At 64.5% G+C, this 24,133-nt stretch carries 26 protein-coding genes and 1 tRNA gene; 13 read left to right on the plus strand and 14 right to left on the minus strand.

Going from position 1 to position 24,133, the window contains the following annotated elements; translation table 11 throughout:
* The first annotated feature begins 9 nt into the window (after positions 1–9).
* The 4 genes from KVP70_RS06935 to KVP70_RS06950 all read left to right on the plus strand — a co-directional run bounded on the left by KVP70_RS06935 (position 10) and on the right by KVP70_RS06950 (position 2,594).
* A complete protein-coding gene (locus KVP70_RS06935) occupies positions 10–423 on the plus strand; it encodes a ribbon-helix-helix domain-containing protein (protein WP_217941421.1) in 414 nt (137 codons plus the stop codon).
* Between the two features lie 33 nt (positions 424–456).
* On the plus strand, positions 457–1,647 hold the full coding sequence (locus tag KVP70_RS06940) for an extracellular catalytic domain type 1 short-chain-length polyhydroxyalkanoate depolymerase (protein WP_217941700.1): 1,191 nt from the start codon (positions 457–459) through the stop codon (positions 1,645–1,647).
* An 86-nt stretch (positions 1,648–1,733) separates the two neighbouring features.
* Positions 1,734–2,291: a TetR/AcrR family transcriptional regulator gene (locus KVP70_RS06945; RefSeq protein WP_217941422.1), complete on the plus strand. Its 558-nt coding sequence runs from the start codon at positions 1,734–1,736 to the stop codon at positions 2,289–2,291.
* A 15-nt stretch (positions 2,292–2,306) separates the two neighbouring features.
* A complete protein-coding gene (locus KVP70_RS06950) occupies positions 2,307–2,594 on the plus strand; it encodes a YciI family protein (protein WP_217941423.1) in 288 nt (95 codons plus the stop codon).
* Between the two features lies 1 nt (position 2,595).
* Here the strand turns inward: KVP70_RS06950 and KVP70_RS06955 are convergent, their stop codons facing one another.
* From KVP70_RS06955 to KVP70_RS06975, 5 genes are read right to left on the minus strand one after another with little or no spacing between them, the layout of a single operon-like run.
* Positions 2,596–3,729: a response regulator gene (locus tag KVP70_RS06955; protein WP_217941424.1), complete on the minus strand. Its 1,134-nt coding sequence runs from the start codon at positions 3,727–3,729 to the stop codon at positions 2,596–2,598.
* 13 nt (positions 3,730–3,742) lie between these two features.
* Positions 3,743–6,805 (minus strand): hybrid sensor histidine kinase/response regulator, encoded by a 3,063-nt coding sequence (locus KVP70_RS06960; protein ID WP_229224659.1) that lies wholly within the window; start codon positions 6,803–6,805, stop codon positions 3,743–3,745.
* Between the two features lie 12 nt (positions 6,806–6,817).
* Positions 6,818–7,024, minus strand: a complete 207-nt coding sequence (locus KVP70_RS06965; RefSeq protein ID WP_217941425.1) for a cysteine-rich CWC family protein — start codon at positions 7,022–7,024, stop codon at positions 6,818–6,820.
* Positions 7,025–7,031: 7 nt separating this feature from the next.
* Positions 7,032–7,277 carry a zf-HC2 domain-containing protein gene (locus tag KVP70_RS06970; RefSeq protein ID WP_217941426.1) on the minus strand — a complete coding sequence of 82 codons (246 nt, stop codon included), beginning with the start codon at positions 7,275–7,277 and terminating at the stop codon, positions 7,032–7,034.
* A 36-nt stretch (positions 7,278–7,313) separates the two neighbouring features.
* Complete coding sequence (locus tag KVP70_RS06975; protein ID WP_217941427.1) at positions 7,314–7,889, minus strand: sigma-70 family RNA polymerase sigma factor; 576 nt, start codon at positions 7,887–7,889, stop codon at positions 7,314–7,316.
* A gap of 145 nt (positions 7,890–8,034) precedes the next feature.
* On the opposite strand from KVP70_RS06975, the gene argB reads away from it, so the two are divergent.
* Both argB and KVP70_RS06985 read left to right on the plus strand, forming a co-directional pair.
* On the plus strand, positions 8,035–8,928 hold the full coding sequence (gene argB, locus KVP70_RS06980) for an acetylglutamate kinase (RefSeq protein WP_020704010.1): 894 nt from the start codon (positions 8,035–8,037) through the stop codon (positions 8,926–8,928).
* Between the two features lie 54 nt (positions 8,929–8,982).
* Positions 8,983–9,057: transfer RNA gene (locus KVP70_RS06985), tRNA-Thr, on the plus strand.
* A 35-nt stretch (positions 9,058–9,092) separates the two neighbouring features.
* Here the strand turns inward: KVP70_RS06985 and KVP70_RS06990 are convergent.
* Positions 9,093–10,013: a TraB/GumN family protein gene (locus KVP70_RS06990; protein ID WP_217941428.1), complete on the minus strand. Its 921-nt coding sequence runs from the start codon at positions 10,011–10,013 to the stop codon at positions 9,093–9,095.
* A gap of 25 nt (positions 10,014–10,038) precedes the next feature.
* Between KVP70_RS06990 and KVP70_RS06995 the strand changes: the two genes are divergently transcribed.
* The 3 genes from KVP70_RS06995 to pabB are packed head-to-tail and all read left to right on the plus strand — an operon-like array spanning position 10,039 to position 13,254.
* Entirely contained in the window at positions 10,039–10,767 is a 729-nt protein-coding gene (locus KVP70_RS06995) for a pyrimidine 5'-nucleotidase (RefSeq protein ID WP_262311727.1), read from the plus strand.
* A 41-nt stretch (positions 10,768–10,808) separates the two neighbouring features.
* A complete protein-coding gene (gene slmA / locus KVP70_RS07000; protein WP_217941429.1) occupies positions 10,809–11,402 on the plus strand; it encodes a nucleoid occlusion factor SlmA in 594 nt (197 codons plus the stop codon).
* Positions 11,392–13,254, plus strand: a complete 1,863-nt coding sequence (pabB, locus tag KVP70_RS07005; RefSeq protein WP_217941430.1) for an aminodeoxychorismate synthase component I — start codon at positions 11,392–11,394, stop codon at positions 13,252–13,254. The genes slmA and pabB overlap by 11 nt, the downstream gene beginning before the upstream one ends.
* 32 nt (positions 13,255–13,286) lie before the next feature.
* Here the strand turns inward: pabB and KVP70_RS07010 are convergent, their stop codons facing one another.
* A complete protein-coding gene (locus KVP70_RS07010) occupies positions 13,287–13,646 on the minus strand; it encodes a DUF1428 domain-containing protein (RefSeq protein WP_217941431.1) in 360 nt (119 codons plus the stop codon).
* A gap of 166 nt (positions 13,647–13,812) precedes the next feature.
* Between KVP70_RS07010 and KVP70_RS07015 the strand changes: the two genes are divergently transcribed.
* Positions 13,813–14,538, plus strand: a complete 726-nt coding sequence (locus tag KVP70_RS07015) for a substrate-binding periplasmic protein (RefSeq protein ID WP_217941432.1) — start codon at positions 13,813–13,815, stop codon at positions 14,536–14,538.
* A 6-nt stretch (positions 14,539–14,544) separates the two neighbouring features.
* On the opposite strand, the gene ftrA is transcribed toward KVP70_RS07015, so the two are convergent.
* Positions 14,545–15,501 carry a transcriptional regulator FtrA gene (ftrA, locus tag KVP70_RS07020; RefSeq protein WP_217941433.1) on the minus strand — a complete coding sequence of 319 codons (957 nt, stop codon included), beginning with the start codon at positions 15,499–15,501 and terminating at the stop codon, positions 14,545–14,547.
* A 97-nt stretch (positions 15,502–15,598) separates the two neighbouring features.
* Between ftrA and KVP70_RS07025 the strand changes: the two genes are divergently transcribed.
* Positions 15,599–16,000 carry a rhodanese-like domain-containing protein gene (locus tag KVP70_RS07025; protein WP_217941434.1) on the plus strand — a complete coding sequence of 134 codons (402 nt, stop codon included), beginning with the start codon at positions 15,599–15,601 and terminating at the stop codon, positions 15,998–16,000.
* A 2-nt stretch (positions 16,001–16,002) separates the two neighbouring features.
* On the opposite strand, the gene KVP70_RS07030 is transcribed toward KVP70_RS07025, so the two are convergent.
* Together KVP70_RS07030 and KVP70_RS07035 are read right to left on the minus strand one after the other, a co-directional pair.
* Entirely contained in the window at positions 16,003–16,323 is a 321-nt protein-coding gene (locus KVP70_RS07030; RefSeq protein WP_229224660.1) for a hypothetical protein, read from the minus strand.
* Between the two features lie 81 nt (positions 16,324–16,404).
* Positions 16,405–17,007 (minus strand): glutathione peroxidase, encoded by a 603-nt coding sequence (locus KVP70_RS07035; RefSeq protein ID WP_217941435.1) that lies wholly within the window; start codon positions 17,005–17,007, stop codon positions 16,405–16,407.
* A 167-nt stretch (positions 17,008–17,174) separates the two neighbouring features.
* Between KVP70_RS07035 and KVP70_RS07040 the strand changes: the two genes are divergently transcribed.
* On the plus strand, positions 17,175–18,233 hold the full coding sequence (locus tag KVP70_RS07040) for an extracellular catalytic domain type 2 short-chain-length polyhydroxyalkanoate depolymerase (RefSeq protein ID WP_229224661.1): 1,059 nt from the start codon (positions 17,175–17,177) through the stop codon (positions 18,231–18,233).
* On the opposite strand, the gene gabD is transcribed toward KVP70_RS07040, so the two are convergent.
* The 4 genes from gabD to KVP70_RS07060 are packed head-to-tail and all read right to left on the minus strand — an operon-like array spanning position 18,230 to position 23,673.
* Positions 18,230–19,684 carry an NADP-dependent succinate-semialdehyde dehydrogenase gene (gene gabD, locus KVP70_RS07045; protein ID WP_217941436.1) on the minus strand — a complete coding sequence of 485 codons (1,455 nt, stop codon included), beginning with the start codon at positions 19,682–19,684 and terminating at the stop codon, positions 18,230–18,232. The genes KVP70_RS07040 and gabD overlap by 4 nt on opposite strands.
* 12 nt (positions 19,685–19,696) lie before the next feature.
* Positions 19,697–20,539 carry a polyphosphate kinase 2 family protein gene (locus KVP70_RS07050; protein WP_217941437.1) on the minus strand — a complete coding sequence of 281 codons (843 nt, stop codon included), beginning with the start codon at positions 20,537–20,539 and terminating at the stop codon, positions 19,697–19,699.
* A gap of 12 nt (positions 20,540–20,551) precedes the next feature.
* Positions 20,552–22,162 carry an NAD(P)-binding protein gene (locus KVP70_RS07055; protein WP_217941438.1) on the minus strand — a complete coding sequence of 537 codons (1,611 nt, stop codon included), beginning with the start codon at positions 22,160–22,162 and terminating at the stop codon, positions 20,552–20,554.
* Positions 22,162–23,673 carry a polyamine aminopropyltransferase gene (locus KVP70_RS07060; RefSeq protein ID WP_217941439.1) on the minus strand — a complete coding sequence of 504 codons (1,512 nt, stop codon included), beginning with the start codon at positions 23,671–23,673 and terminating at the stop codon, positions 22,162–22,164. The genes KVP70_RS07055 and KVP70_RS07060 overlap by 1 nt, the downstream gene beginning before the upstream one ends.
* Before the next feature lie 65 nt (positions 23,674–23,738).
* On the opposite strand from KVP70_RS07060, the gene KVP70_RS07065 reads away from it, so the two are divergent.
* Positions 23,739–24,125 carry a DUF350 domain-containing protein gene (locus KVP70_RS07065; protein ID WP_262311726.1) on the plus strand — a complete coding sequence of 129 codons (387 nt, stop codon included), beginning with the start codon at positions 23,739–23,741 and terminating at the stop codon, positions 24,123–24,125.
* Positions 24,126–24,133 lie beyond the last annotated feature (8 nt).

The raw sequence follows: 24,133 nt of genomic DNA on the forward strand, positions 1-24,133 counted from the left end.
TGGAGACTCATGGCAAAGCAAGAATTAAAACTGAAGACCGCTGAATCGGAAAAGATCACGATCAACCTCGGTCCTATCGACCTGGGACAAATTGACCTGTTGGTGCAGGAGGGCTTTTATTCCAACCGCACCGACTTGATACGCACAGCGATCCGCAATCAGTTGAACCAGCATGCCGACGTCGTGAAACAGACGGTGGCGCGCAAAAGCCTGGTGCTCGGGATGCAGCATTACACCCGCGCCGACCTCGAAGCGACTCAGGCGGCGGGACAGCGGCTGCAAATCCAGGTACTGGGACTGGCCAGCATCGCCAACGACGTTTCCGTCGAACTGGCGCTGGCAACGATCGAATCAATTTTCGTATTGGGATCGCTGCACGCCAGCGCGGTGCTCAAAACCGCGCTGGCAAACCGCATCCATTAAGGGAGCATCATGAAATTACCGTTGTTTTCACACATGCGCGAAGCGGCGCAAAAGCTGATGAACCGAAGCGCGTCGGCCACCATCCAGCAGGCCATGGACAGCCTGCGTGGACATCCGTCCATGCCGCCGGCCGCGCCGGCGCAACCCACCATGCGCGACATCAATCCACCGCCACCACGGGCCGCCGCGGAAGCGGCGCCCGAAGTCACGGCCAAGGCGGCGCCGCCGCCCAATGGCGCCCGGCCGAATCCGGCCACGCATCCGACCGAGTTCGCGCAGGATATGCTGAACCGCATGGGCATCAAGGTCGACCTGCAAGCCAATATCGACCGCGCCATCGACGTCGGCGCCATCATGCACCCGGCGCCGGAAGTGGCGCTGCCGGACGGCGCGCAGTTCATCAAGAGCAGCTACACCAACCACGCCGGCACCCGCAACTACAAGCTGTACATCCCGGCCAGCTATCACGGCCAGGCGATGCCGCTGCTGGTGATGCTGCACGGCTGCACCCAGAACCCGGATGATTTCGCCACCGGCACGCAAATGAACCAGCTGGCGGAGGAAATGGAATGCTTCGTGGTCTATCCGGAGCAGACCGCCAACGCCAATCAGAGCAAATGCTGGAACTGGTTCAGCGCCATCGACCAGCAGCACGGCCAGGGCGAACCGTCCATCATCGCCGGCATCACGCAGCAGATCATCGACGACTACCCGGTCAACGAGCGCCAGGTGTATGTGGCCGGCCTGTCGGCGGGCGGCGCGATGGCGGTCATCGTCGGCACTTTGTACCCGGAACTGTTTGCGGCGGTGGGCGTGCATTCGGGGCTGCCGTTTGCCTCGGCGCAGGACCTGCCGTCGGCGCTGACGGCCATGAAGCGCGGCGTTATGTCGCCACGCAAGGCCGGCGACGGTTCGCAGCCCATCATCGTCTTCCACGGCGACAGCGACAACACGGTCCATCCGCGCAACGGCGAACAGGTGATCGAACAGCTGCTGCACCGCCAGCAGGGCAAACAGTCGGTGCAATCGGGCAGCGTGCCGAACGGCCACCGCTACACGCAGACCACCCACACCAAGGCGGACGGCACGCCGATCGGCGAGCACTGGGTGGTGCACGGCGCCGGCCACGCCTGGTTCGGCGGCAACGCCGGCGGCACCTACACCGACGCCAAAGGCCCGGACGCCAGCCGCGAGATGCTGCGCTTCTTCCGTACCGTCAGTTAGGCTTTTTAACAACATTCATATTGCGACAGTAGGACAATTGTCCTACAATCTCCCGACAACTTAGCCAACGGGAGACGTGAGCACGAATGGGAACGCGCAAGCAGATCGTGGATGCCGCGAACCGGCTGTTCTACCAGCAAGGGTATGAACGGACGTCGTTCGCGTCCATCGCCGAAGCCGTCGGTATTTCTCGCGGCAATTTCTACTATCACTTCAAGACCAAGGACGAGATCCTTGAGGCGGTCCTCCAGGCGCGCCTGGGGGACACGCGCGCCATGCTGGCCGGCTGGACCGAAGCTGCGGCCACGCCCCTGGAGCGCGTGTTCCGCTTCGTCGACATCGTGGTGACCAACCGCGGCGATATCGAACTTTACGGGTGCCCGGTCGGGACCCTGACCAGCGAGCTCGCCAAGTTGGGTCATCCTTCGCGCGCGCAGGCGGTGGGCATCTTCGGCGTCTTCCGCGATTGGCTGGGGGAGCAGTTCAAGGAACTCGGCCACTCGGCCAACGCCGACGATCTCGCCCTGCAGGTGCTGGCGTTCAGCCAGGGCGTCGCGACGCTGTCGAACGCTTTCGGCGACCGCGATTACGTCGAGCGCGACGTGCGGCGGCTGAAGACCCGGCTCATGTCACTCGACACTTAACCAAGGAGAAACCACATGTACATCATCCTGCTTCGCTTCTCTGCCAACAAAAGCCTGGCGCCCGCGCACATGGCCGCCCACCGTGAATGGCTGCAAAAAGGGATCGACGACGGCGTATTCCTGCTGGCCGGCAGTATCCGCCCCGGGCTGGGCGGCGCCATCCTGGCCGCCGGGCCGTCGCCCGAAGCGCTGCAAGCCCGCATCGACCAGGACCCGTTCGTGGTCCACGACATCGTCAAGGCCGAGATCCTCGACATAGCTCCCAACCATACCGTCCCCGGACTGGCGTTGCTGGCCGAATGACTCAACCGCTGAAGCGCTCGATCTTCGCGCGGTTCTGTTCCATGTCGAGATCGGAGTCCGCGTAGCGTTTCGCGATGTCGATGAACTCCTGTTGCAGTTCCAGGAAGGCGTCGACCATGTCGGGATCGAAGTGCTGTCCGCGTCCCTCGATGATGATGGCCACCGCCGCCTCGTGCGACATGCCGGCCTTGTAGACGCGGCGGCTGATCAGCGCGTCGTACACGTCGGCCACCGCCATCAGGCGCGCGGAGATCGGGATGTTGTCGCCGCTCAGGCCCTCGGGATAGCCGCTGCCGTCCCATTTCTCCTGGTGGCCGTAGGCGATCTCCTTGGCGAACTTGAGGAAGTCCACCTCCAGCCCCAGCTCGCGCTCGGCCTGGCGGATCGCGTCGCGGCCCAGCGTGGTGTGGGTTTTCATGATCTCGAACTCGTTGCCCTCGAAGCGGCCGGGCTTGAGCAGGATGCGGTCCGGGATGCCGACCTTGCCGATGTCGTGCAGCGGCGCGGACTTGAACAGCAGCTCGATGTTCTTGTCGGTCAAAAAATCGCTGAAGCGCGGATTGGTGCGCAGCTTTTCCGCCAGCGTCTTCACATAGTGCGCGGTGCGGCGGATATGGTTGCCGGTTTCGCTGTCGCGCGTTTCGGCCAGCGACGCCATGGTGTGGATGGTCACGTCCTGCAAGGCGACGATTTCGCGCGTGCGCTTTTCGATTTCGGTTTCGAGGAAGCTGTTCTGGTCGCGCAGGAAGTCGTGCACCCGCTTCATCGACAGCTGGGTCTTGATGCGCGCCTGCACGATCGGCGCGGAGATCGGCTTGGTGATGTAGTCCGCCGCGCCCAGGCTCAGGCCAAGCTGCTCGTCCACCGCCTCGCTCATCGCGGTGACGAAGATGACCGGAATGTCGCGCGTGGCGGGATTGGCCTTGAGCGCCTTGCAGACGTCGTAGCCGCTCATCCCCGGCATCATCACGTCCAGCAGGATCAGGTCCGGCTTGGATTCGCCGTTGGCGATCTTCAGGGCGCGCTCGCCGTTGACGGCGATCTTGGTGCGGTAGTCGTCTTCCAGCACGGCGCACAGCAGATCGATGTTGTCCGGGATATCGTCGACCACGAGGATCGTAGGTTTAGCGTTCATCGGCGTTCTCTCTTCACAAAGCGATGTTCAATGCATCGGCGGCGGCCTTCAGTTCATCGAGCGCGCCTTCAAAATCATATTGTCCCAGCTTGCGCCGCATCTGGCGCGCATGTTCCGCCTGGCCGGCGGCGCTCAGCGCACCGCACAGGCGGTCCAGCAGCTTGACGGCAGCGCCGTCGTCCTGCGCCAGCAGGCGCGCCATCGCTTGCACCTGCGCCGCCAGTTCGGCCATGTCGACCGCCTGCGCGGCCGGTGCAGGTTCGGCGGCATCGGCGGCCGGCTTGCTGTCCAGCGACATCGCCATCGCGATGCGCGCCACCAGCTCGTTCAATTCGCTCGCCATGTCGGCGATGGCTTCGTCGCGGCCCTTGGTCGCGCCCATCGCCAGCATCTGCTCCACCTTGCCAGCCGCGTCGGCCATGCCGCCGGCGCCGATATTGCCGGCCAGTCCCTTGACAGTATGCGCCTCGCGCGTGGCCCCGGATAAATCGTTGTTTTCGATGGCGGTGGCGATGCGCTGCATGGCGTCGATCTGGGTTTCGACAAAGCGCGACAGCAGCTTGCGCATCAGCTTAACATTCCCGCCCACCCGCTGTAGCGCGGCTTCCATGCGCAGGCCGGCCACCACCGGCAGCGACTCGTCGCGGGCCGCGCCGGGCGGCGTTTCGGCCTCCGCTTCGGGCGCCAGCGGATTCTTCACCCTGACCCAGCGCGCCAGCGTCGTGAACAGCTGCGCCACGTCGATAGGCTTGGCGATGAAGTCGTTCATGCCGGCGGCCAGGCACTTCTCCTTGTCGCCGACCATGGCGTTGGCGGTCATGGCGATCACCGGCAGGCTGGCGTAGCGCGCGTCCTCGCGCAGCTTGCGGGTGGCGTCGTAGCCGTCCATCACCGGCATCTGGCAATCCATCAGCACACCGTCGTAGTCGGCCACGGCGATTTTCGCCAGCGCCATCGCGCCGTTGACGGCGATGTCGACGCGGATGCCGGCGTCGCTGAGGATCTGCTGCGCCACTTCCTGATTGACTTCGTTGTCCTCCACCAGCAGCAGGTAGGCGCCGCGCATCGCCTCTTCGGCCGCCATGTAGTCGGCGCGGCGGCGCGTGCTGCGGCAGCGGCTCAAGTCCTTGCCGAACGCGGTGGATATCGAATCGAGCAGCGTCGACGCGCTGACCGGCTTGTTCAGCATGGCGTCGATGGCGATGCCGCGCGCCTCTTCCATCAGCACGTCGCGGTTGTAGGCGGTGACCATGATGAAGGCCGGCGATTCCGCGCCGGCGGCTTGCGCCTGCTCGCGGATCGCCTGCAGCGTCTCCAGACCGTTCATGCCGGGCATTTGCCAGTCCAGCAGCACGATGTTGAACGGCCGGCCTTCGCTGCGGGCCTGCGCCACCATGTCGATGGCGCGCTGGCCGCTGTCGGCGCAGGCGGCGTTGAACTGCATCGTGGCCAGCATGCCCATGAAGATTTCGCGGGCGCTGGCGTTGTCGTCCACCACCAGCGCGCGCAGGCCGGTGATGTCCGGCAGCGGCAGCGGCGCCTCGACGGTGGCGACGCCGAATACCGCCGTGAAGTAGAAGGTGCTGCCAACGCCGGGCTGGCTTTCCAGCCCGATCTCGCCGTCCATCAGCTCGACCAGGCGCTTGCTGATGGTCAGGCCCAGGCCCGTGCCGCCGTGGTGGCGCGTGGTCGAGGTGTCGGCCTGCGAGAAGGCCTGGAACAGGCGTGCCTGCTGCTCCGGCGTCAGGCCAGGGCCGGTGTCGCGCACCTCCACGCGCAGGCGCACACGCTGGTCGGGCAAGCGCTCCTGCACGTGGATCGTCACCACGATCTCGCCCTGCTGGGTGAACTTGATGGCGTTGTTGGTCAGGTTGATCATCACCTGGCCGAAGCGCAGCGGATCGCCGACCAGCGCCTGCGGCACGTCCGGCGCCACGTCGAACAGCAGCTCCAGGCCCTTGTCCTGCGCCCGCATGACGGACAGGTCGGCGATATTCGCCATCACGTCCTCGACGTAGAAATCGACCTGCTCGAAGGCCAGCTTGCCGGCCTCGATCTTCGAGAAATCCAGGATGTCGTTGATGATGCCCAGCAGGTTCTTGGCCGCGCCTTCCACCTTCTCCAGGTAGTTGCGCTGCTTGGGCGTGAGGTCGGTTTGCAGCGCCAGGTGGGTCATGCCGATGATGCCGTTCATCGGCGTGCGGATCTCGTGCGACATATTGGCCAGGAAGTCGGACTTCATCTTGGTCGCGTCCTCGGCCACCGTCACCGCGTGGCGCAGCTGCTGTTCGGCCGCCAGGCTGGCCGTCATCAGCTTCAGGGCGTGCAGCAGCTCGCCCGTCTCGTCGTGCGAAGTCACTTCGATCACGGAGCTCAGGTCGCCCTGGCCGACGCGCTTGGCGATGCCGATCGCCTCTTCCAGCGGCCGCGTGATCGAGCGCGCGGAAAAGCCGAAGCCTATCCCCACTAGCACCGCCGCGCCGCCCATCAGCGAAATCAACATCAGCGAAAAGTTGATGTCGGCGCGCGCGCGCTCGGCGCTGGCCATCACCTGGCTTTGCTGCAGCTGGCCCAGTATCCGGATCTGCTCCAGCAGGTGATCCAGCGCCGGCAGCGCGATCGCGTTCATTTTTTCCTCGGCCCGGTCGCGGTCCTCGGCCTCCACCATGTCGGCCACGGCGATGAAGGTGTCGTAGTAGGCGGCGCGCGCCCGCTTGACCTGTTCGATCTGCGCCCGCGCTTCCGGCGTGGCGTCCAGCTTGGCCAACAGTTCCAGCTGGGCGTCGATATCGAGCTTGATGCGGTCGATGCGGCTGTAGCTGTCGACGCGGTGCTTCTGGTCCTTCTGGATGATCAGCGTGATGATGCGGGTGGCGGCCTCGCGCGATTGCGTGTCGATGGCGTTGATGGCGGCGCTGGCGGCCCAGTCCTGGTGCAGGATATGGTCGCTCTCGCCGCGGATGGCGTAGATGCGGCTCACGCCCACCAGGATCACGCCTATCATCAGCAGGATCAGGATGATATAGCCGCTGCTGATGCGCGCGCGGATACCCATGTCGCTAAAACGGCGCATCATGCTTCCTTCAGGTTAGCCGGCCGGTTTGGGATGGTCGGCGGGTTGGTCCAAAATATGCTGTTTCAGACAATCCGGGCACCAGCAGCTGGCGCCCGGCGCGGACGGCACCGGCAGCGAGGCCGGCAAATACGTGCACCAGCAGGGCTGCGCCGGCGCCGACGGATCGGCGTCCACCATGGCGCAGCTGAATTGGGCGCCGCAGCGCGAACAGGTGCTCATGGCGCCCTTACGTGTGAGGATGTTCCGCGTGCTCGTCGTCGTCCAGCGGCGGCGGGCTGTCGTCAGGGAAGCGGTGCATGGCCGTGCGCAGCAGCGACATCTGGCCGTTGAACCGGGTGCAGGCGTCGCACACCATCAGGTGCAGCCGCATGCGGGTGCGTTCGATGAAGGACAAGTCGCGGTCCATCCCCTCCGACACCAGCCGGTGTACTTCGCGGCAGGTCGGTTTCAAGCCGGTTTTATGTGGTTCCATGGTCGCAGACAATAAGTGAGACGGTCAATGGCGCGGTCACGTGGCCTGGCGGTTGCCAAACCAGTTCAAGTCCAGGCATTCGCGCAAGCGCATCCGGGCCCGGTACAGGAGCACCCAGGCATTAGACGTTGTAATCGCCAGTTCCTTACAGATTTCGTCGGTTTCCAGCTCCAGCCATTCGCGCATCATGAAAATGCGGGCGGTCTTGGCGGGCAGCTTTTCCAGGCAAATCTCCAGCACCTTGAAGAAATCCTTCTGCTCCAAGGTCGCATCGGGATCGCCCCAGGCCAGCGGCTGCTCGCGGGTGTGGCCGTCGGCCTTGAACAGCGCATCGATGGCGTCGTCCTCGGACTGGTCCTCGGCGGTGTCGATCTGGCGCTCGCGCGAGCTGGCGCGCAGGCAGTCGATGATCTTGTACTTCAGGATCCCCGTCACATAGGTGCGCAGGGAGGATTGTCCGTTGAAGCGTTCGGGTTTTTCCAGCACGGCGATCAGCGCGTCCTGGACCGCGTCTTCGGCCAGGGCCTGATTCCGTATTTGCAATTGTGCAAATCGAACAAGCAGGGGGCGCATGACTTCCAACTGGCGGTGAAGGGTATCGATAGGGCTCATATGACGGCCAGCGTATCGGATGATCTCTGAAAATACAACCGGATAGCCCTATAATGCATGGTTGATTGCAGCTTCACGCTGTAAAATTGCACAAAATTTTCTAACCGGACTCGCCATGACCCAACTAAGCAACCTTAACTTAGGCATGACTGACGACTTGACCGCGGTGGCGCCGCAGATCAAGGCGCAGATCCTGGCTGAAGCCCTGCCCTACATCCGTAATTTCCATGGCAAGACGATTGTCATCAAATACGGCGGCAACGCGATGACCGACGAGCGCCTGAAACACGGCTTCGCCCGCGATGTCATTTTGCTCAAACTGGTGGGCATGAATCCGGTCGTGGTGCACGGCGGCGGTCCGCAGATCGACAACGCGCTGAAAAAAATCGGCAAGCAAGGCACCTTCGTGCAGGGCATGCGCATCACCGACGAAGAAACCATGGAAGTGGTGGAGTGGGTGCTGGGCGGCGAAGTCCAGCAGGACATCGTGATGCTGATTAATCACTACGGCGGCCAGGCGGTTGGCCTGACCGGCAAGGACGGCGGCCTGATACGCGCCAAGAAGATGGCCATGCCGGACAAGGACAATCCGGGCCAGTTCCTCGACATCGGCTTCGTCGGCGAGATCGACGCGATCAACCCGGCCGTGGTCAAGGCGCTGCAGGACGACGCCTTCATCCCGATCATTTCGCCGATCGGCTTCGGCCAGGATGGCCAGGCGTACAACATCAACGCCGACGTCGTCGCCGGCAAGATCGCCGAGATCCTGAAGGCTGAAAAGCTGATCATGATGACCAATATCGCCGGCGTGCAGGACAAGCAGGGCAACCTGGTGACCGATTTGTCGGCGCGCGAGATCGACGAGATGTTCGCCGACGGGACGATTTCGGGCGGCATGCTGCCTAAAATTTCATCAGCCTTGGACGCGGCGAAGTCCGGCGTCAACACGGTTCACATCATCGACGGGCGAATTGAACACAGTTTATTGCTCGAGGTGTTGACCGAACAGGCTTTTGGCACTATGATCCGGTCTCACTGAAAAAACGGCGATGCACTTTTAGCCGCGATTTCAAGTGCATCGTCATACCAGTACGCCCTTTTAGCTCAGTGGTAGAGCACTCCCTTGGTAAGGGAGAGGCCACGTGTTCAATCCACGTAAAGGGCACCATTTCTGCAATACCCCTTCCGTAGCACCCTCCCTGCTCAGTAAATCCGCTCTACCGTCATGCCGCGTTTGCGCAGCAGTTCCGGCACGCTTCCGTTACCGATCAAATGCAGTATGCCGATCGCCGCCACGCTGTTGTTATCGCGCGCCATCAGCTTGGCCATGCCGTCGGCCAGCGACGGATTGCGTCCGTCCAGCAGCACCTTCTGCACGAAGCGGCCGGAGAAGCTGTCGTCCATCTCGGCCTTGAGCGCCAGCGCGTCCAACCCAATGACATCGGCCTTGCGCCAGGCGTCGGCGATCTCGCGCGCCTGGTTGGCCTGCTCCTTGTCCTCGATGCCGGCGATGGCCTCCTGCAGGAACACCAGCTGCTCCGCAGCGCTCATCTGGTCGAACAGGGCCATCTGGCTCTCGGCCGATTCCAGCTCGACCACTTTCTGGCCGCGCCCGTGCGCCTGCCGCGACAAATGGGCGTCCACCGCCAGCGCCGCCTCGTAGCCCTGGGCCGAGAACTCGCTCACCGTCAGCAGGCTGGCCAGCAGCCAGGGCTTCATCGCCGCCACGGTCTCCGGTTCGATGTTGTACTGCTTGAGCAGTCGGTCCAGCCGCTGGCGCCAGTCGGCCGACAGTTCCGGTCCCGCCGGGCCGCCCCTGGTCAGCATGCCGTGGCGCTGCACGGCGCGCATCAGCGGCTGCTGGTCGCCCAGCGGATCGATCTCCAGCGCCAGCACCGGCGCCTTCTTCAACGCGGCACTGATGCGCGGCTCCAGCGGATAGAAATCGGCCGCGCCGACGTGGATGGTGCCGAACAGGTACAGTGTGTGTCCGCCCTGCTGCACCTTGAACAAGGCGCCGTGGTTGGGCGCCGGCGCCTTGTCGGCGGCCCACGCCGGCATGAACGTGAAACTGAACAAAGTCCAGAACATCACTATAATCTGGCGCTGTATGGCTACCCGCATGGCTTCCTTGGATGACTGACTTGAAGTGAACATTATTACTCGCAACGCCCCGGTGTGGCTATTCGATCTGGATAACACGCTGCACAACGCCTCGCACGCGATCTTCCCGGCGCTGATGGCCAACATGAACGCCTACATCGCCCATGTGCTGGGCGACGGCGTCACGCCCGCCAGCGAGGACGCGGTCAACGCCGCGCGCACGCTGTACTGGCGGCGCTACGGCGCCACCATGCTGGGACTGGTGAAGCACCATGGCGTCAAAGCGGCGCATTTTCTCGACGAAACCCACCGCTTCGACAGCCTGACCGACATGATCCGCGCCGAACGCGGGCTGCGCCAACTGCTGCGCCGCCTGCCCGGCCGCAAAATCCTGCTGACCAACGCGCCGCAACGCTATTCGATGCAGGTGCTGCGCCATCTGGGCTTGCAGCGCCACTTCAGCCACCACATCTCGGTCGAATCGATGAAGGTGCACCGGCAGATGCGGCCCAAGCCGTCCAAGCTGCTGCTGCGCAAACTGATGCGCCGCCACGGACTGACGCCGCGCCGCTGCGTGCTGGTCGAGGATACGCTGGCCAACCTGCGCAGCGCCCACGCGCTGGGCATGCGCACCGCCTGGGTCACGCAGTACCTGGAAGTGGGCGACGCGGTCGGCCTGGCGCATCCGCAAAAAAGGTTAATTCGCCCCGCTTATGTCGATGTCAAAGTAAAATCTGTCAGGAATTTGCCGGCACGCCTGCATCACCTGCGCTGAACCAAAGAACACAACACCCATTCACTTATCCGCGAGATCACATGGCAAGCAACCCGCCGGGCCAGCGCCGCATGCAAATTTTGCAGGCGCTGGCGGAGATGCTGGAACAACCCAAAGGCGAGAAAATCACCACCGCTGCGCTGGCGCGCAAGCTGGAATTTTCCGAGGCCGCGCTGTACCGGCACTTTGCCAGCAAGGCGCAGATGTTCGAGGGGCTGATCGAGTTTATCGAATCGTCGGTGTTCGGCCTGATTAACCAGATCGCCGAGCGTCAGAGCGACGGCCTGGCGCAGGCGCGCGACATCCTCGGCATGCTGCTCAACTTCGCCAGCCAGAATCCCGGCATGACGCGGGTGCTGACCGGCGAGGCGCTGGTCAACGAGGACGAACGCCTGCAACTGCGCATGAACCAGTTCTACGACCGCGTCGAGCTGGCGCTGAAGCAGGCCTTGCGGCTGGCCGTGACCGAAGGCCAGGCGCATGAGACGGAAGTGGCCGCGCGCGCCGGCATGCTGGTGAGTTTCGTCATCGGCCGCTGGCACCGTTACGCCAAGAGTGGATTCAAGAACAACCCGGCGCAGGACGCGCCGCTGCAAATAGCCCTGTTGCTGCCGTACGTAGAAGATGAACGCTGAATGTTTTGCACTGCTGGACGACGCCAGCCCGGAAGGTACGCAAACTCCGGGCGCGCGTTCGCGCCTGTACACCGGCCATACCGGCACCCTGCGCTGCGACGACATCGGCCAGTGGCCGCAACTGCTGGAGCAGATGCAGGCGGCGCTGACGCGCGGCGAATACGCCGTCACCGTCTGCAGCTACGAGCTGGGAGCGGAGCTGCTGGAATTGGGCGCAGCCGCCGCCAACCACGCCACAAACTCCGCCGAAGCCCCACCGCTGGCGCAGATCCTGCTCTTCTCGCACTGCGCCCAGCTGTCGTCGGACGAGGTGGGCGACTGGCTGGCGGCGCGCTCCTTCCCGGTCGACCGTCCGTCCGGCATCGCCAACGTCCGCGCCAACATCGACCAGCAAGCCTTTAGCGGCGCCCTGGCGCGCATCCACGACTACATCGAGGCCGGCGACACCTACCAGGTCAATTACACGTACAGGCTGCGTTTTGACGCGTTTGGCAGCATCCACGCGCTGTACGCGCGCCTGCGCGGCCGCCAACCGGTGCCCTACGGCGCGCTGGTGCGGCTGGACGACGGCACGGCCATCCTGTCGCTGTCGCCCGAGCTGTTCGTGCGCCACGAGGACGGCGTGCTGACGGCGCGGCCGATGAAGGGCACCGCGCCCGCCGCGCCGCCGTCGCAACCGGCCGAGAACATCCTGCGCGCCACCACGCTGGCGGCCGATCCGAAGAACCGCGCCGAGAACCTGATGATCGTCGACCTGCTGCGCAACGACATTGCCCGCATCGCGCAGACCGGCAGCGTGACGGTGCCTGCGTTGTTCGAGGTGCACCGCTACAGCAGCGTGCTGCAGATGACCTCCACCATCACGGCCAGGCTGCGCGACGACGCCACGCTGGCCGACATCTTCAACGCGCTGTACCCGTGCGGCTCGATCACCGGCGCGCCCAAGCGGCGCACGATGGAAATCATCCGCGAACTGGAGCCGGACCCGCGCGGCATCTACACCGGCGCCATCGGCTGGTTCGATCCGCGCAAGGATGGCAAGGTGGGCGACTTCTGCATGTCGGTGCCGATCCGCACGCTGACGCTGCAGGCGCCGGACAGCCCGAACGGGGTGCGCCGCGGCGAGATGGGCGTGGGCGCAGGCATCGTCTTCGACAGCGACGCGCAGGAGGAATACGCCGAATGCCAGCTGAAGGCGCGCTTCCTCACCGGCCTGAAAAACGACTTCGAGATTTTCGAGACCACGCGCGCCACGCGGGCGGACGGCGTGCGCCACCGCGCGCGCCACCTGAAGCGGCTGGCGGCATCGGCGGCCTGCTTCGGCTACGCCTGGGACGTGGCGGCGGCCAACGCCTACCTGGACACCGCCTGCGCGATGCTCGATGCGGGCGTCGACTACCGGCTGCGATTGGCGCTCAGCTCAGCGGGTGCGTTCTCGGTACAGCATGCGCCGCTGGTCCCGCTGACCGAACCGGTACGCGTGCTGCTGGCGCCGGACGCCACCGAATCGGGCGACCTGTTCCTGCGCCACAAAACCAGCATCCGCAGCCGCTACGACGCCGCCTGGCGCGAGGCCGAGGCGCAGGGCGCCTTCGATACGTTGTTCTTCAACGAGCGCGGTGAATTGACCGAAGGCGGCCGCACCAACGTCTTCGTGCGCGTGGACGGCCGCTGGATGACGCCGCCCCTGGGCAGCGGCGTGCTGCCCGGCGTGATGCGCGGCGTGTTGCTGGACGATCCGCAATGGCAAGCCGGCGAAGCCGTCGTCACGCGGGCGATGCTGGCGGCGGCCGATGAAATCGTCGTTTGCAATGCGCTGCGCGGCGCCATGCGAGCCGTATTGGCAGGCTAGGACCGCCACTCCAGCAGGCTGGAGTGCCCGCATCACAGGTCGATCATCATTTCGAAGCCGCCCCAGACCATGCGCTTGCCGTCGAACGGCATGTTCTTCGGATCCATGAAGTGGGCGATGCGCGGGTCTTTCATCACCTTTTCGTTGATCTCGTCGCGCGCCGCGCGGTTGGCGTAGACGATCCATGAAAACACCACGGATTCGCCGTCCTGCAAATCGACGCTGAGCGGGAACGACGTCACCTTGCCGGGCGGGACATCGTCGCCGATACACTCGCGGAATTCGAGCGCGCCGAATTCCTTCCAGACCTTGCCGCATTCAAGCGACATTTTCTTGTACGCCTCAACGTTTTCCTTCGGCACCGGAATCACAAAACCGTCTACATAGGACATGGCTGTCTCCTTCTCAGAATGGAAATTCAGGGTAGCCAAATATGGCCGAAATGACAAGCAGTGCCGTGCACGCGGTCGAATGAGGTAAGCTTGGATACCAACACATTGGGAGGGCGGCATGACGATCAACGCGGGCCGACTGTTTGCCGCTGTGGTACTCGCTGGCATGCTGGCATCCTCGGGGCCGGCGCGGGCCGCCCCGCTGATCCGCCTGGGTTCGGACGATTGGTGTCCATTCGTATGCGCGGTCGACGGCAAACCTCCCGGCGGCTACCTGGTGGAACTGACCGCATTGGCGATGGCGCAGGAAGGGTATCGGGCGGAACCGGTGCTCATGCCGCTCAATCGCGCCATCACGCAAACGGCGCATGGCGATATCGAGGGGGTATATGCGCCACCGATCGATCAGCGCCTGCGCCTGAGCGCTCCCCTGGCGCACTCGCGGGCCTGCTTCTACACGCGGGCAGGCGACGACTGGACTTTTCAGTCCATCAAGTCGCTCAAGACACTGGCGGTTGGCGTGATCGACGACTACGGCTACGACGACGGTCCGATGGATGCCTATATTGCCGAAAACCGGCACAAACCGTCCCTCATCGCGCTTGCCTTCGGCGCGTCGGCAGGCACCACTAATGTGCAGAAGCTACTGGGCGGACGCTATCGCGTGATGCTGGAGCATACCGCCGTCATGGCGCAATTGGGCAAGCGCCTCGACGTGGCCGACCGCATCCGCCAGGCGGGCTGCCTCGACCACGAACTGCCCCTGACCATCGGCTTCGCGACGCAGGACATGCGGGCCGACACCTGGATACGCGCACTCGCCGACGGCATGCGCAAGCTGGACGCTTCCGGCGAGCTGAAGGCGCTGCAAAAGCGCTACAAATTCGACTAGCGACGCTTAAATCGCGTGGGCGAAGCGGCGGCGGTAGGCGCCCGGCGTGGTCGCGGCCAGGCGGCGGAAATGGTGGCGCAGCGATTCCTCCGAACCGAAACCGGCGCGCTCGGCGATCTGCGCCAGCGGCACGTCCGCTATTTCCAGCATGTCCTTGACGATGGCGATGCGTTCGCGGATCAGCCATTCGACCGGGCCGAGACCGGTGGCCTGCTGGAACTGGCGCTGCAGGGTGCGCGGACTCATGGCGGCGCGTTCGGCCATGCTATGGACGGTGTGCGGCTGTTCCGGGTGGCTGCGCAGCCAGTCCATCAGCCGCGACAGGCGGCCCTGCTCGCCCTGCGCCATCGGCCGCGGCAGGAACTGCGCCTGGCCGCCTTCGCGATGCGGCGCCACCACCAGCCGCTGCGCCACCAGGTTGCCGACCTTGGCGCCGTAATCCCTGCGCACCAGATGCAGCAGCATGTCGAGGCCGGCGGCCGAACCGGCGGCGGTGATGATCTGGCCGTTGTCCACGTACAGGGCGTCGGGCTGGACCTGGATCTGTGGATAACGTTGCGCCAGGCGGTCGGCGTAGCGCCAGTGGGTGGTGGCGCGCTGGCCGTCCAGCACGCCGGCGGCGGCCAGCACGAACACGCCGGAGCAGATCGAGCACAGGCGGGCACCGCGACGGTGGGCGGCGCGGATCATGTCCAGCACGGCCGGCGGCGGCAGCTCGTCGGCGTCGCGCCAGCCGGGGATGACGATGGTGTCGGCCCGTTCCAGCAGCTCCGGCGCGTAAGGCGCCTGCACGGTGATGCCGCCGGCCGCGCGGATAGTGCCGGGTTCGACGGCGCACACGGCGAAGTCGTACCAGTCCACCTCCAGCTCGGGGCGCTCCAGCGCGAACAGTTCGACCGTGCAGCCGAACTCGAAGGTGCACAGGCGGTCGTAGGCCAGTGCGACAACCAGATGTTTTTTCATGGCGTGATCTTAACGCAGAATGGCAGATGCGCCACTGCCGGCGACGGCGGCGGCGTCGCACAATGGCGTCACTGTCCACTCATTGAAGGAGATCACGATGTCCGCCAAGTCCCTCGTCGCAGCCATACCCGCCGCCGCCAGCAGCGATGCGCTGGCCCGCTTTGAAGCGAGCTTCAGCTACGAAACCGACTGCTGGGACGTGCACGACGCGCTGACCAACGGCCCGCAGGATTTCGTCCTGCTGGATGTGCGCGGCACGGAGAAATACGCGGCCGGCCACGTGCCGGGCGCACTGGACCTGGCGCACCGCAAGATCATCGGCTCCAGGCTGGCCGAGTTCCCGGCCGACACGCTGTTCGTGGTGTACTGCGCCGGCCCCCACTGCAACGGCGCCGCCCGCGCCGCCGTGCGCCTGGCGCAGCTGGGCCGTCCGGTCAAATTGATGCCGGGCGGGATTACCGGTTGGGTGGATGAGGGCTTCGCATTAGCGACAACATAAGGTCACGGGACTTCAACAAACTTCCCATTTTTGAAATAGCCCCGCGCCGTTCGGCCGTCGAGTTCGCGAATCACCAGATTGGGGTCTTGGGGATCAACGCTGAAAATGGGCGTGCCGGGCTCGAAGATTAATTCGACGCCCGGTTCGGCCAGCACGCCGGCCAGCGCGATGGCGGCGCGTTTGCCTTCGCCCCGCGCCCGCACCATTTGCTGGGCAGTCGGTTTTTTTGCCCGGATGGTAATGCTGCCAACCGTGATATCAATCAAATCGCTGGCTTCAGACATGGCCGATTCAGCCACTGCTTTCTTCGCAATACGCGCCATAACATCCCCCACTCTGACGATTGAGCCGCCGGGGCGGCCATTACTGGTAGACCCAGGCGCTGCTCAAAAGTTCAGCACAACTTACATCGCCAGCGCCTTCTCCACCGCGCCGACCAGTTGCTTGTCGGAAGGGGTGACTTTGCTGCCGAAGTTTTCCACCACCTTGCCGTTGCGGTCGATCAGGTATTTATGGAAATTCCAGGCCGGCGCCTTGCCAGTGATTTTGATCAGGTTGGCGAACAGCGGATTCGGCTCCTTGCCCGACACCACCGACTTGGCGAACATCGGGAACTTCACGCCGTAGGTGTTGTAGCAGAAATCGGCGATCTCCTTGCTGCTGCCCGGCTCCTGCTGGCCGAAGTCGTTCGACGGGAATCCCAGCACCACCAGGCCCTTGCTGCCGTACTTGGCGTACATCGCTTCCAGGCCTTCGTACTGGCTGGTGAAGCCGCAGTAGCTGGCCGTGTTGACCACCAGGATCACCTTGCCGGCGTACTGACACAGGTCCTGCGGCGACTCATCCTGCAAGCGCTTGAAGGTCTGCTTGAGAATGGCCGGGCAGCTGCCCGCCGCAGCGGCCGGGGCCGCCATTGGCGTGGCGGCGGGCGCCTGGGCAAACGCGGACGCGCTGGCCAGCAAAGTCAGCGAGGAAAGCAGGCATAACTGGGCAAAGGTCTTGGACATGGTGATGGGCTGAAAAGGGGAAAAAACCATTCTATGCCAAACGCCAACACCCTGCTTGCCGAGGCTGTGAATAACCCTTGCATGCCCCGCGCACGATTGAGCGAAATTAAGCAAGGTGCACTCCCCTGCCCCACACTCGAATTCCAGTTCGACGCGAGGAGAGCGTGATGAGAATGCTGTGTTTGCTGTGGCTGCTGATGGGCGCGGCCCATGCACAGACGCCACAGGTGGCGCCCCTGCCGAATATGACGACCACCCAGGTCACCGTTTCCGGTCTCTCGTCCGGCGCCTACATGGCGGTGCAGTTCGAGGTGGCCTTCTCGGAGACGGTGCAGGGCGCCGGCATCATCGCCGGCGGGCCGTACTTCTGCTCGCAGGGCAGCGTGTTCACCGCCACCACCAGTTGCAGCTGCACCAGCGAGCTGTTCACCTGCCGCGTGCGCCCCGGCGCCACCCGCATCAACGACCTGATCGCCTTCACCGACTGGTTCGCCGGCGGCGGCAGCATCGACCCCACCGCCGCCCTGGCCGGCCACCATATCTGGATGCTGTCCGGCAGCGCCGATACCGTCGTGCCGCAGGCGGTGATGACCGACCTGTACTTTTATTATCGCCACTATGTCGACGCCGACCACATCTCCTACACCCGCACCTTGCCGGCCGAGCACGCGATGCCGACCGACCAGTACGGCAACACTTGCAGCACGCTGGGCACGCCCTACATCAACAACTGCGGCTACGATGCGGCGGGCGAGCTGCTGCGATGGATTTATGGCCCGCTCACACCGCGCAACAACGGTACGCTGGGAGGCCGCCTGATCGCCTTCGACCAGTCGGATTTCCTCACGCTGCCGGGCTGGCACGGCATGGCCAGCACCGGTTATCTGTACGTGCCCAAGGCCTGCGACGGCAACAGCGGCGCAGGATGCAAGCTGCACGTGGCCTTCCACGGCTGCCTGCAAGACCTGGACAACATCGGCACCACCTTTGTCGAACACGCCGGCTACAACGCCTGGGCCGACAGCAACAAGATCGTGGTGCTGTATCCGCAAGCGTCGGCGATCTACCCGTACACCAATCCCAACGCGTGCTGGGACTGGTTTTCCTATGACGATCCGCGCTTTGCGCAGAAATCCGGCCACCAGATGGCGGCCGTCAAGGGCATGGTCGACCGACTGACCGGCGTGGCGCCGGCCACCGTGCTGGTGCGGCTAGGCGCGCACTAAATGCCGCCGAGGCAGATGTATTTGATAACCAGGTAGTCGTCCAGCCCGTAGTGCGAGCCTTCGCGTCCCAGGCCCGATTGCTTGACGCCGCCGAACGGTGCGATCTCGTTGGAGATCAGGCCGGTGTTGACGCCGACCATGCCGCTCTCCAGCCCCTCCGCCACACGCCAGATGCGGCCGATGTCGCGCGAGTAGAAGTAGCTAGCCAGGCCGAACTCGGTGTTGTTGGCCAGCTCCACGGCCTGCTCGTCGGTCGTGAAGCGGAACAGCGGCGCCAGCGGGCCGAAGGTTTCCTCGGTGGCGACGATCATGTCGCTGGTGACGTCGGCGATCACGGTCGGCTGGAAGAAGCTGTGGCCCAGCGCATGGCGCTTGCCACCGGCCAGCAGACGGCCGCCCTTGGCCAGCGCGTCGGCCACGTGCTGCTCGACCTTCTGTACAGCCTTCTCGTCGATCAGCGGGCCTTGCGTCACGCCCTCGTCCGCGCCGTTGCCGACCTTGAGCTTGGCCACGGCGGCCACCAGTTTTTCAGCGAACTGCTCGTACACACCGTCCTGCACGTAGATGCGGTTGGCGCAGACGCAGGTCTGGCCGGCGTTGCGGTATTTGGAGGCCAGCGCGCCCTCGACCGCCGCATCGAGGTCGGCGTCGTCGAATACGATGAACGGCGCGTTGCCGCCCAGTTCCAGCGACAGCTTCTTGATGGTCTTGGCGCTCTGCTCCATCAGCAAACGGCCCACCGCCGTCGAGCCGGTGAAGGTCAGCTTGCGCACGGTCGGGTTGGACGTCATCTCCGCGCCGATGTCCTTTGGCGTGCCGGTCACCACGCTGAACACCCCGGCCGGCACGCCGGCGCGCTCGGCCAATACCGCCAGCGCCAGCGCGCAGTACGGCGTCGACTCGGCGGGCTTGAGCACCATCGGACAACCGGCGGCCAGCGCCGGGCCGGCCTTGCGGGTGATCATCGCGATCGGGAAATTCCACGGCGTGATGGCGGCGCAGACGCCTATCGGTTCCTTGGTCACCACCAGGCGGCGGTCCGGCCACGGCGAGGCCAGCGTTTCGCCGGACACGCGCTTGGCTTCCTCACCGAACCATTCGATGAACGAAGCGCCATACGCCACCTCGCCGCGCGACTCGGCCAGCGGCTTGCCTTGCTCGGCCGTCATCAGCTGCGCCAGGTCTTCGGTGTTTTCCAGGATCAGGTCATTCCACTTGCGCAGGATGACGGCGCGCTCCTTGGCGCTCTTCTTGCGCCAGGCCGGCCAGGCCGCATTGGCGGCGACGATGGCGCGGCGCGTTTCGGCGGTGCCCATCAGCGGCACGGTGCCGAGCTGCTCGCCGGTGGCGGGATTGGTCACGGCCAGCGTGGCGCCGTTGTCGGCGTCGCTCCACTCGCCGTTGATGTAGGCCTGCTGGCGCAGCAGGCTGGGATCTTTAAGTTGCAACATGGGTAAGCTCCTTTATTCGACGGTGAATGAGGACAAATCGGGATGCGGCTCGGGATACGCCAGGTCCATGCCTTCCAAGGTCTCCAGCAGCAGGCTGGCGACCACCAGGTTGCGGTGGGTCTTGGAATTGGCCGGCACCACGTACCACGGCGCATGCGGCGCGTTGGTCTCGCGGATGGCCTGTTCGTAAGCGCGCTGGTACTCGCCCCACTTCTTGCGCTGTTCGACGTCGGCCGGATTGAATTTCCACTGCTTGTCGGGATCGTCCAGCCGCTCCTGCAAGCGCTGGCGCTGTTCTTCCTTCGAGATGTGCAGGAACACCTTGACGATCACCGTGCCCGTCTCCGCCAGCATGCGTTCGAAATCGCGGATCTGCGCGTAGCGGCGCTGGCATTCCTCGCCGTCGATCATGCCCTGCACCCTGGTGATCAACACGTCTTCGTAGTGACTGCGGTTAAAGATCGCAATCTCGCCCTTGACCGGCACCTGCTGATGCACGCGCCACAGGTAGTCGTGCGCCAGTTCATTGTCGGTCGGCTGCTTGAAGGCGGCGGCGCGTATGCCCATCGGGCTGATGCCGCTGAACATGGCGCGTATCGTGCCGTCCTTGCCTGCGGTGTCCATGCCCTGCAAGATCAGCAGCACCTTCTGCTTGTGCTGCGCGTACAGCTTGTCCTGCAAGGCGCCGATGCGATCGATCAGCGCGGCGATGCGCTTGCGGTCCAGAATCTTGGCCTTGGCCTTGCTCAGTTCCGGGTTGGCGGAACGGCTGGAAAACGCCGCGTCGTCTGCATGGTTTTCGTGCAGTTTGAGTTTGGCGGAGGCGCCGAAGCGCTGGCGGGCGTTATGTGTCATGAGATCAGCTTATCACTTTGCGGCGAGGGTTGCGGCGCGATAGCCCCACCATGCGGCTTCCTCGAACACCGAGAAGCCCGACAGGTCGGCATGCGCGAACAGGATGGGGCCATCCACTTCACGCAGCGCCTTCATGCCGGCGTTGCTGCGGAAGTTGGGCCCCGGCGACGCCATCGCGTGGCCGCGCAACGTGATGTCGACCCGCTCAACGCAGGAGGCGAACTGCGAGCCGTAGGCTTCCTTCAGATCGGCGCTGGCCAGCGCCAGCAGCTCCTCCGGCCTGGCCGCCTCCAGCCAGCGGCGCGCGGCGGCGGGCTTGCGGTCCGACAGGGCGACGTAGGCGCTGAACACCGTCTTCTCCGGCGGCCCCACGCGAATGTCCTGGTGCGTCGAGACGACGAAGCCCAGTCCCGGCTCGCTGTACACCACGTTATCCCACGACAGCGGCTGGCTGGGACGCTCATCCGGGAAGCGCTTGAGCAGGAAGTTCGCCACCATCCACGGCGCGTAGTCGGGAACGTGTTTGGCCGGGTCGAAGCCGTAAGCGGCGATGTTATCCACCACCCGCGCCGCCACGTGGGTCGGCATCGCGCAGATCGCCTTGCGGGCGCGCACGATGTAGGTGGACGGCTTGCTGTTTTCCAGCTTGAAGCACAGCGCCTCGACGCCGTCCGCGGTGGTTTTCAGCGACACCACGGTGCCGGCCTTGCGCTGGACGCCGGCCGCGCGCTCGATGCTGGAAGCCAGCGGCTGCAAGCCTCCCGGCCAGGTGAGCCAGGCGCCGTTGCCGGCGTTGGCGGCCTGGCCCCAGCGGCTGCAATAGTAGTGCAGCCCGGCCCAGGCCGAAACCTGGTCATAGCGGGTGCCGTAATCGTCGCGGCAGCAGTAGTTCAGATACCAGTGCAACGTCGGCGACTTGTAGCCGTTCTGCTCCAGCCACTGCCTGAGCGTGATGCGGTCCAGCGCCTGCCACTGCGGGTCCTCCGACGACAGCACGGTCGGGAACACGAACACGCGGCGGCCGTCGGCGCCGTGGGTTTGGCGCAGCCGCGTTACCTCGGCGAAGAAGCGCTTGTGCTCATCGCGCTCCCATTGCGCCACACCGTCGGTGGGGATGAAGCCGTCCTGCCAGTGGCCGTTGAACAGCAGGCGCTCTTCCGGCCCGTGCAGGATGAAGCGCTCATCGTAGTAGGGCTTCTCCGCCATCGCATCTTTTTGAATGATGCCCAGGTCGGCCAGGATCTCGCGCACATGCACCGATTCCGGCGACGGCAGCGGCAGGTAGTGCGCGCCGGTCGGATATTCGAGCTCGCCGAAGGCGCCGCCGGCGGCGTTGCCGTGCGGCTGCGGGCCGTCGATCATCAGCACCTCGGTCTTGCCGATTTTTTTCAGCTTCCATGCGGCGGTCAGGCCGGCCACGCCGGAGCCGAGGATGGCGATGTCGGTGTGGATGACTTCCGACGGCGGAGGCAAGGCGCGGCGGTCGCGCAGGAAGTGGCCCTCGTCGCGGCCCGGATAGTGGACCGCCGGCGTGATCTCCTGCCAGCGATGAAATCCCGCCACGCTGCCCGCCGCCACCACGCCGCTGGCGCCGGCCCATACAAGGAAGGAGCGGCGCAGCATCAGCGGATCACCCTGCGCCAGTCCTGCTCGAACTCGTGCACCAGCGACTGCGTGTTGAGGCGGTTGGGCTCCATCGGCAGCGCCTTCATATCCGGCGGGAAGATGAACATCTCGCGCGTGGTCTCGGCGTTCAGGTAGCGCATCGGCAGGCGGTATGCGGTGGGCGGCTTGTAGTCCGCCTGCGGCGTGGCGAGAATGAAGCCCCATTCACCGAACGACGGCACGTAGGCGTGATACGGATAGGTCTTCAGGCCGACTTCGCGCAGCGTGGCGTCGATGGTCCAGTAGGCGTGCGGCGCGAAGAACGGCGACGTCGATTGCACCACCATCAGGCCGTTGGCGGACAGGTGCTTCTTCACCATGCCGTAGAACGGCACCGAATACAGCTTGCCCAGCGCGAAACTGGACGGATCGGGGAAGTCGACGATGACGGCGTCGAACATGTCGTCGCTGTGTTGCAGCCAGATCGCCGCATCGGCGTTGATGACGCGCACCCGCTTGTCGCTGAAGGAGCCATGATTGAGCTTGACCAGCTCTTCGCGCTTGGTGAAGGCGCCTGTCATTGCAGGGTCCAGGTCGACCAGCGTCACCTGCTCGACGTTCGGATAGCGCAGGATCTCGCGCAGCGCCAGGCCATCGCCGCCGCCCAGCACCAGCACGCGCCGCGCCCAGGGCAGCGGTTGCAGCACCGGATGCACCAGCGCCTCGTGGTAGCGGTACTCGTCGCGCGAGGAGAATTGCAGGTTGCCATTGATGTACAGGCGCAGGTCGTCCTTCCAGCGCGTGATCACCAGCCGCTGGTAGGGCGTGGTGGTGGCGTACACGATCTCGTCGCCGAACAGGCCATGCTCGCCCCAGTAGGTCATCTTGTCGGCGAAGGCGAAGCCGAAGACCAGCACGCACATCACGCTGGCGGCGCGCAGCATGCGGCCGCTGACGTTTTTCAGCTCTGTGCGAAACGCGGTAATTGTCCACAGGGCGACGCCCACATTCAACATGCCGAACAGGAAGCCGGTGCGCACCAGCCCCAGATACGGCGCCAGCACCAGCGGGAACAGCAGCGACACGGCCAGCGCGCCCAGGTAGTCGAAGGTCAGCACGCGGCTGACCAGCTCATTGAATTCGGTCTTGCGCTCGTTGAGCGCGCGCATCACCAGCGGCACCTCCATGCCGACGAAGGCGCCGATCAGAAACACCATCACGTAGAGCAGCGTGCGGAACGGCGCCGCCATCCACGAAAAGGTCAGGAACAGCACCGCCGCCGACAAACCGCCCACCAGGCCGACCGCCAGTTCGATATCCACAAACCGCGAGAGCACATCCTCATCCCTGACATACTTGGAAAAGTGCGCACCCACGCCCATGGCGAACAGATAGCAGCCGATGATGGTGGAAAACTGCAGGATGGAATCGCCCAGCAGGTAGCTGGACAGGGCGCCGGCGATCAATTCATAGGCCAGGCCGCAGGAAGCGACGACGAAGACGGACAGGATGAGAATCTTTTTGGTCATTTAGCTATTTTTGCACTAATATGTTTGAGCGTTAGCAAGTTAACCACTTTAACCCAAGGTGCGCCGTGCCCGCCATCCTAAACTACCTGATTCACCTTTTGCTGGCCGCCGTGCTGCTGGCGATATTTTTCAAAGCCTACACGTGGATGACGCCTTTCGACGAGGTGCTGCTGATACGGCAGGGGAATTTCGCCGCGGCGCTATCGCTGGGCGGGGCCCTGATAGGTTTTTCCATCACCATCGCTTCGGCGCTGGTGCATACTGCCGATTACCGGGAGTTCTCCGCCTGGGCGCTCGGCGCGATGGTGGTGCAGATGCTGGCCTATGCCATCACCACGCGTGTGCTGAACATGTCGAAGGACCAGATTGAAGGCAACAACGCGGCCTTCGGCGGCCTGCTGGGCGCCATCTCCATTTCCATCGGCGCCATCAACGGCGCCTGCATTTCCTAATTAGCGAG

It is taken from the genome of Duganella violaceipulchra (genome assembly GCF_019166075.1).
In the GTDB taxonomy this organism is placed as follows: Bacteria; Pseudomonadota; Gammaproteobacteria; order Burkholderiales; family Burkholderiaceae_D; genus Rugamonas; species Rugamonas violaceipulchra.

Coding starts and splice junctions, on each gene's coding strand:
- KVP70_RS06975 (WP_217941427.1), bottom strand. CDS start 7,889: ATGAGCCCTATCGATACCCTTCACCGCCAGTTGGAAGTCATGCGCCCC.
- slmA (WP_217941429.1), top strand. CDS start 10,809: ATGGCAAGCAACCCGCCGGGCCAGCGCCGCATGCAAATTTTGCAGGCG.
- KVP70_RS07040 (WP_229224661.1), top strand. CDS start 17,175: ATGAGAATGCTGTGTTTGCTGTGGCTGCTGATGGGCGCGGCCCATGCA.
- KVP70_RS06990 (WP_217941428.1), bottom strand. CDS start 10,013: ATGCGGGTAGCCATACAGCGCCAGATTATAGTGATGTTCTGGACTTTG.
- KVP70_RS06965 (WP_217941425.1), bottom strand. CDS start 7,024: ATGAGCACCTGTTCGCGCTGCGGCGCCCAATTCAGCTGCGCCATGGTG.
- pabB (WP_217941430.1), top strand. CDS start 11,392: ATGAACGCTGAATGTTTTGCACTGCTGGACGACGCCAGCCCGGAAGGT.
- KVP70_RS06950 (WP_217941423.1), top strand. CDS start 2,307: ATGTACATCATCCTGCTTCGCTTCTCTGCCAACAAAAGCCTGGCGCCC.
- KVP70_RS07025 (WP_217941434.1), top strand. CDS start 15,599: ATGTCCGCCAAGTCCCTCGTCGCAGCCATACCCGCCGCCGCCAGCAGC.
- KVP70_RS06960 (WP_229224659.1), bottom strand. CDS start 6,805: ATGATGCGCCGTTTTAGCGACATGGGTATCCGCGCGCGCATCAGCAGC.
- KVP70_RS06935 (WP_217941421.1), top strand. CDS start 10: ATGGCAAAGCAAGAATTAAAACTGAAGACCGCTGAATCGGAAAAGATC.
- gabD (WP_217941436.1), bottom strand. CDS start 19,684: ATGTTGCAACTTAAAGATCCCAGCCTGCTGCGCCAGCAGGCCTACATC.
- KVP70_RS07060 (WP_217941439.1), bottom strand. CDS start 23,673: ATGACCAAAAAGATTCTCATCCTGTCCGTCTTCGTCGTCGCTTCCTGC.
- KVP70_RS07030 (WP_229224660.1), bottom strand. CDS start 16,323: ATGGCGCGTATTGCGAAGAAAGCAGTGGCTGAATCGGCCATGTCTGAA.
- KVP70_RS06970 (WP_217941426.1), bottom strand. CDS start 7,277: ATGGAACCACATAAAACCGGCTTGAAACCGACCTGCCGCGAAGTACAC.
- KVP70_RS06945 (WP_217941422.1), top strand. CDS start 1,734: ATGGGAACGCGCAAGCAGATCGTGGATGCCGCGAACCGGCTGTTCTAC.
- KVP70_RS07055 (WP_217941438.1), bottom strand. CDS start 22,162: ATGCTGCGCCGCTCCTTCCTTGTATGGGCCGGCGCCAGCGGCGTGGTG.
- argB (WP_020704010.1), top strand. CDS start 8,035: ATGACTGACGACTTGACCGCGGTGGCGCCGCAGATCAAGGCGCAGATC.
- KVP70_RS07010 (WP_217941431.1), bottom strand. CDS start 13,646: ATGTCCTATGTAGACGGTTTTGTGATTCCGGTGCCGAAGGAAAACGTT.
- KVP70_RS07015 (WP_217941432.1), top strand. CDS start 13,813: ATGCTGGCATCCTCGGGGCCGGCGCGGGCCGCCCCGCTGATCCGCCTG.
- KVP70_RS07050 (WP_217941437.1), bottom strand. CDS start 20,539: ATGACACATAACGCCCGCCAGCGCTTCGGCGCCTCCGCCAAACTCAAA.
- KVP70_RS06955 (WP_217941424.1), bottom strand. CDS start 3,729: ATGAACGCTAAACCTACGATCCTCGTGGTCGACGATATCCCGGACAAC.
- KVP70_RS06940 (WP_217941700.1), top strand. CDS start 457: ATGCGCGAAGCGGCGCAAAAGCTGATGAACCGAAGCGCGTCGGCCACC.
- ftrA (WP_217941433.1), bottom strand. CDS start 15,501: ATGAAAAAACATCTGGTTGTCGCACTGGCCTACGACCGCCTGTGCACC.
- KVP70_RS07035 (WP_217941435.1), bottom strand. CDS start 17,007: ATGTCCAAGACCTTTGCCCAGTTATGCCTGCTTTCCTCGCTGACTTTG.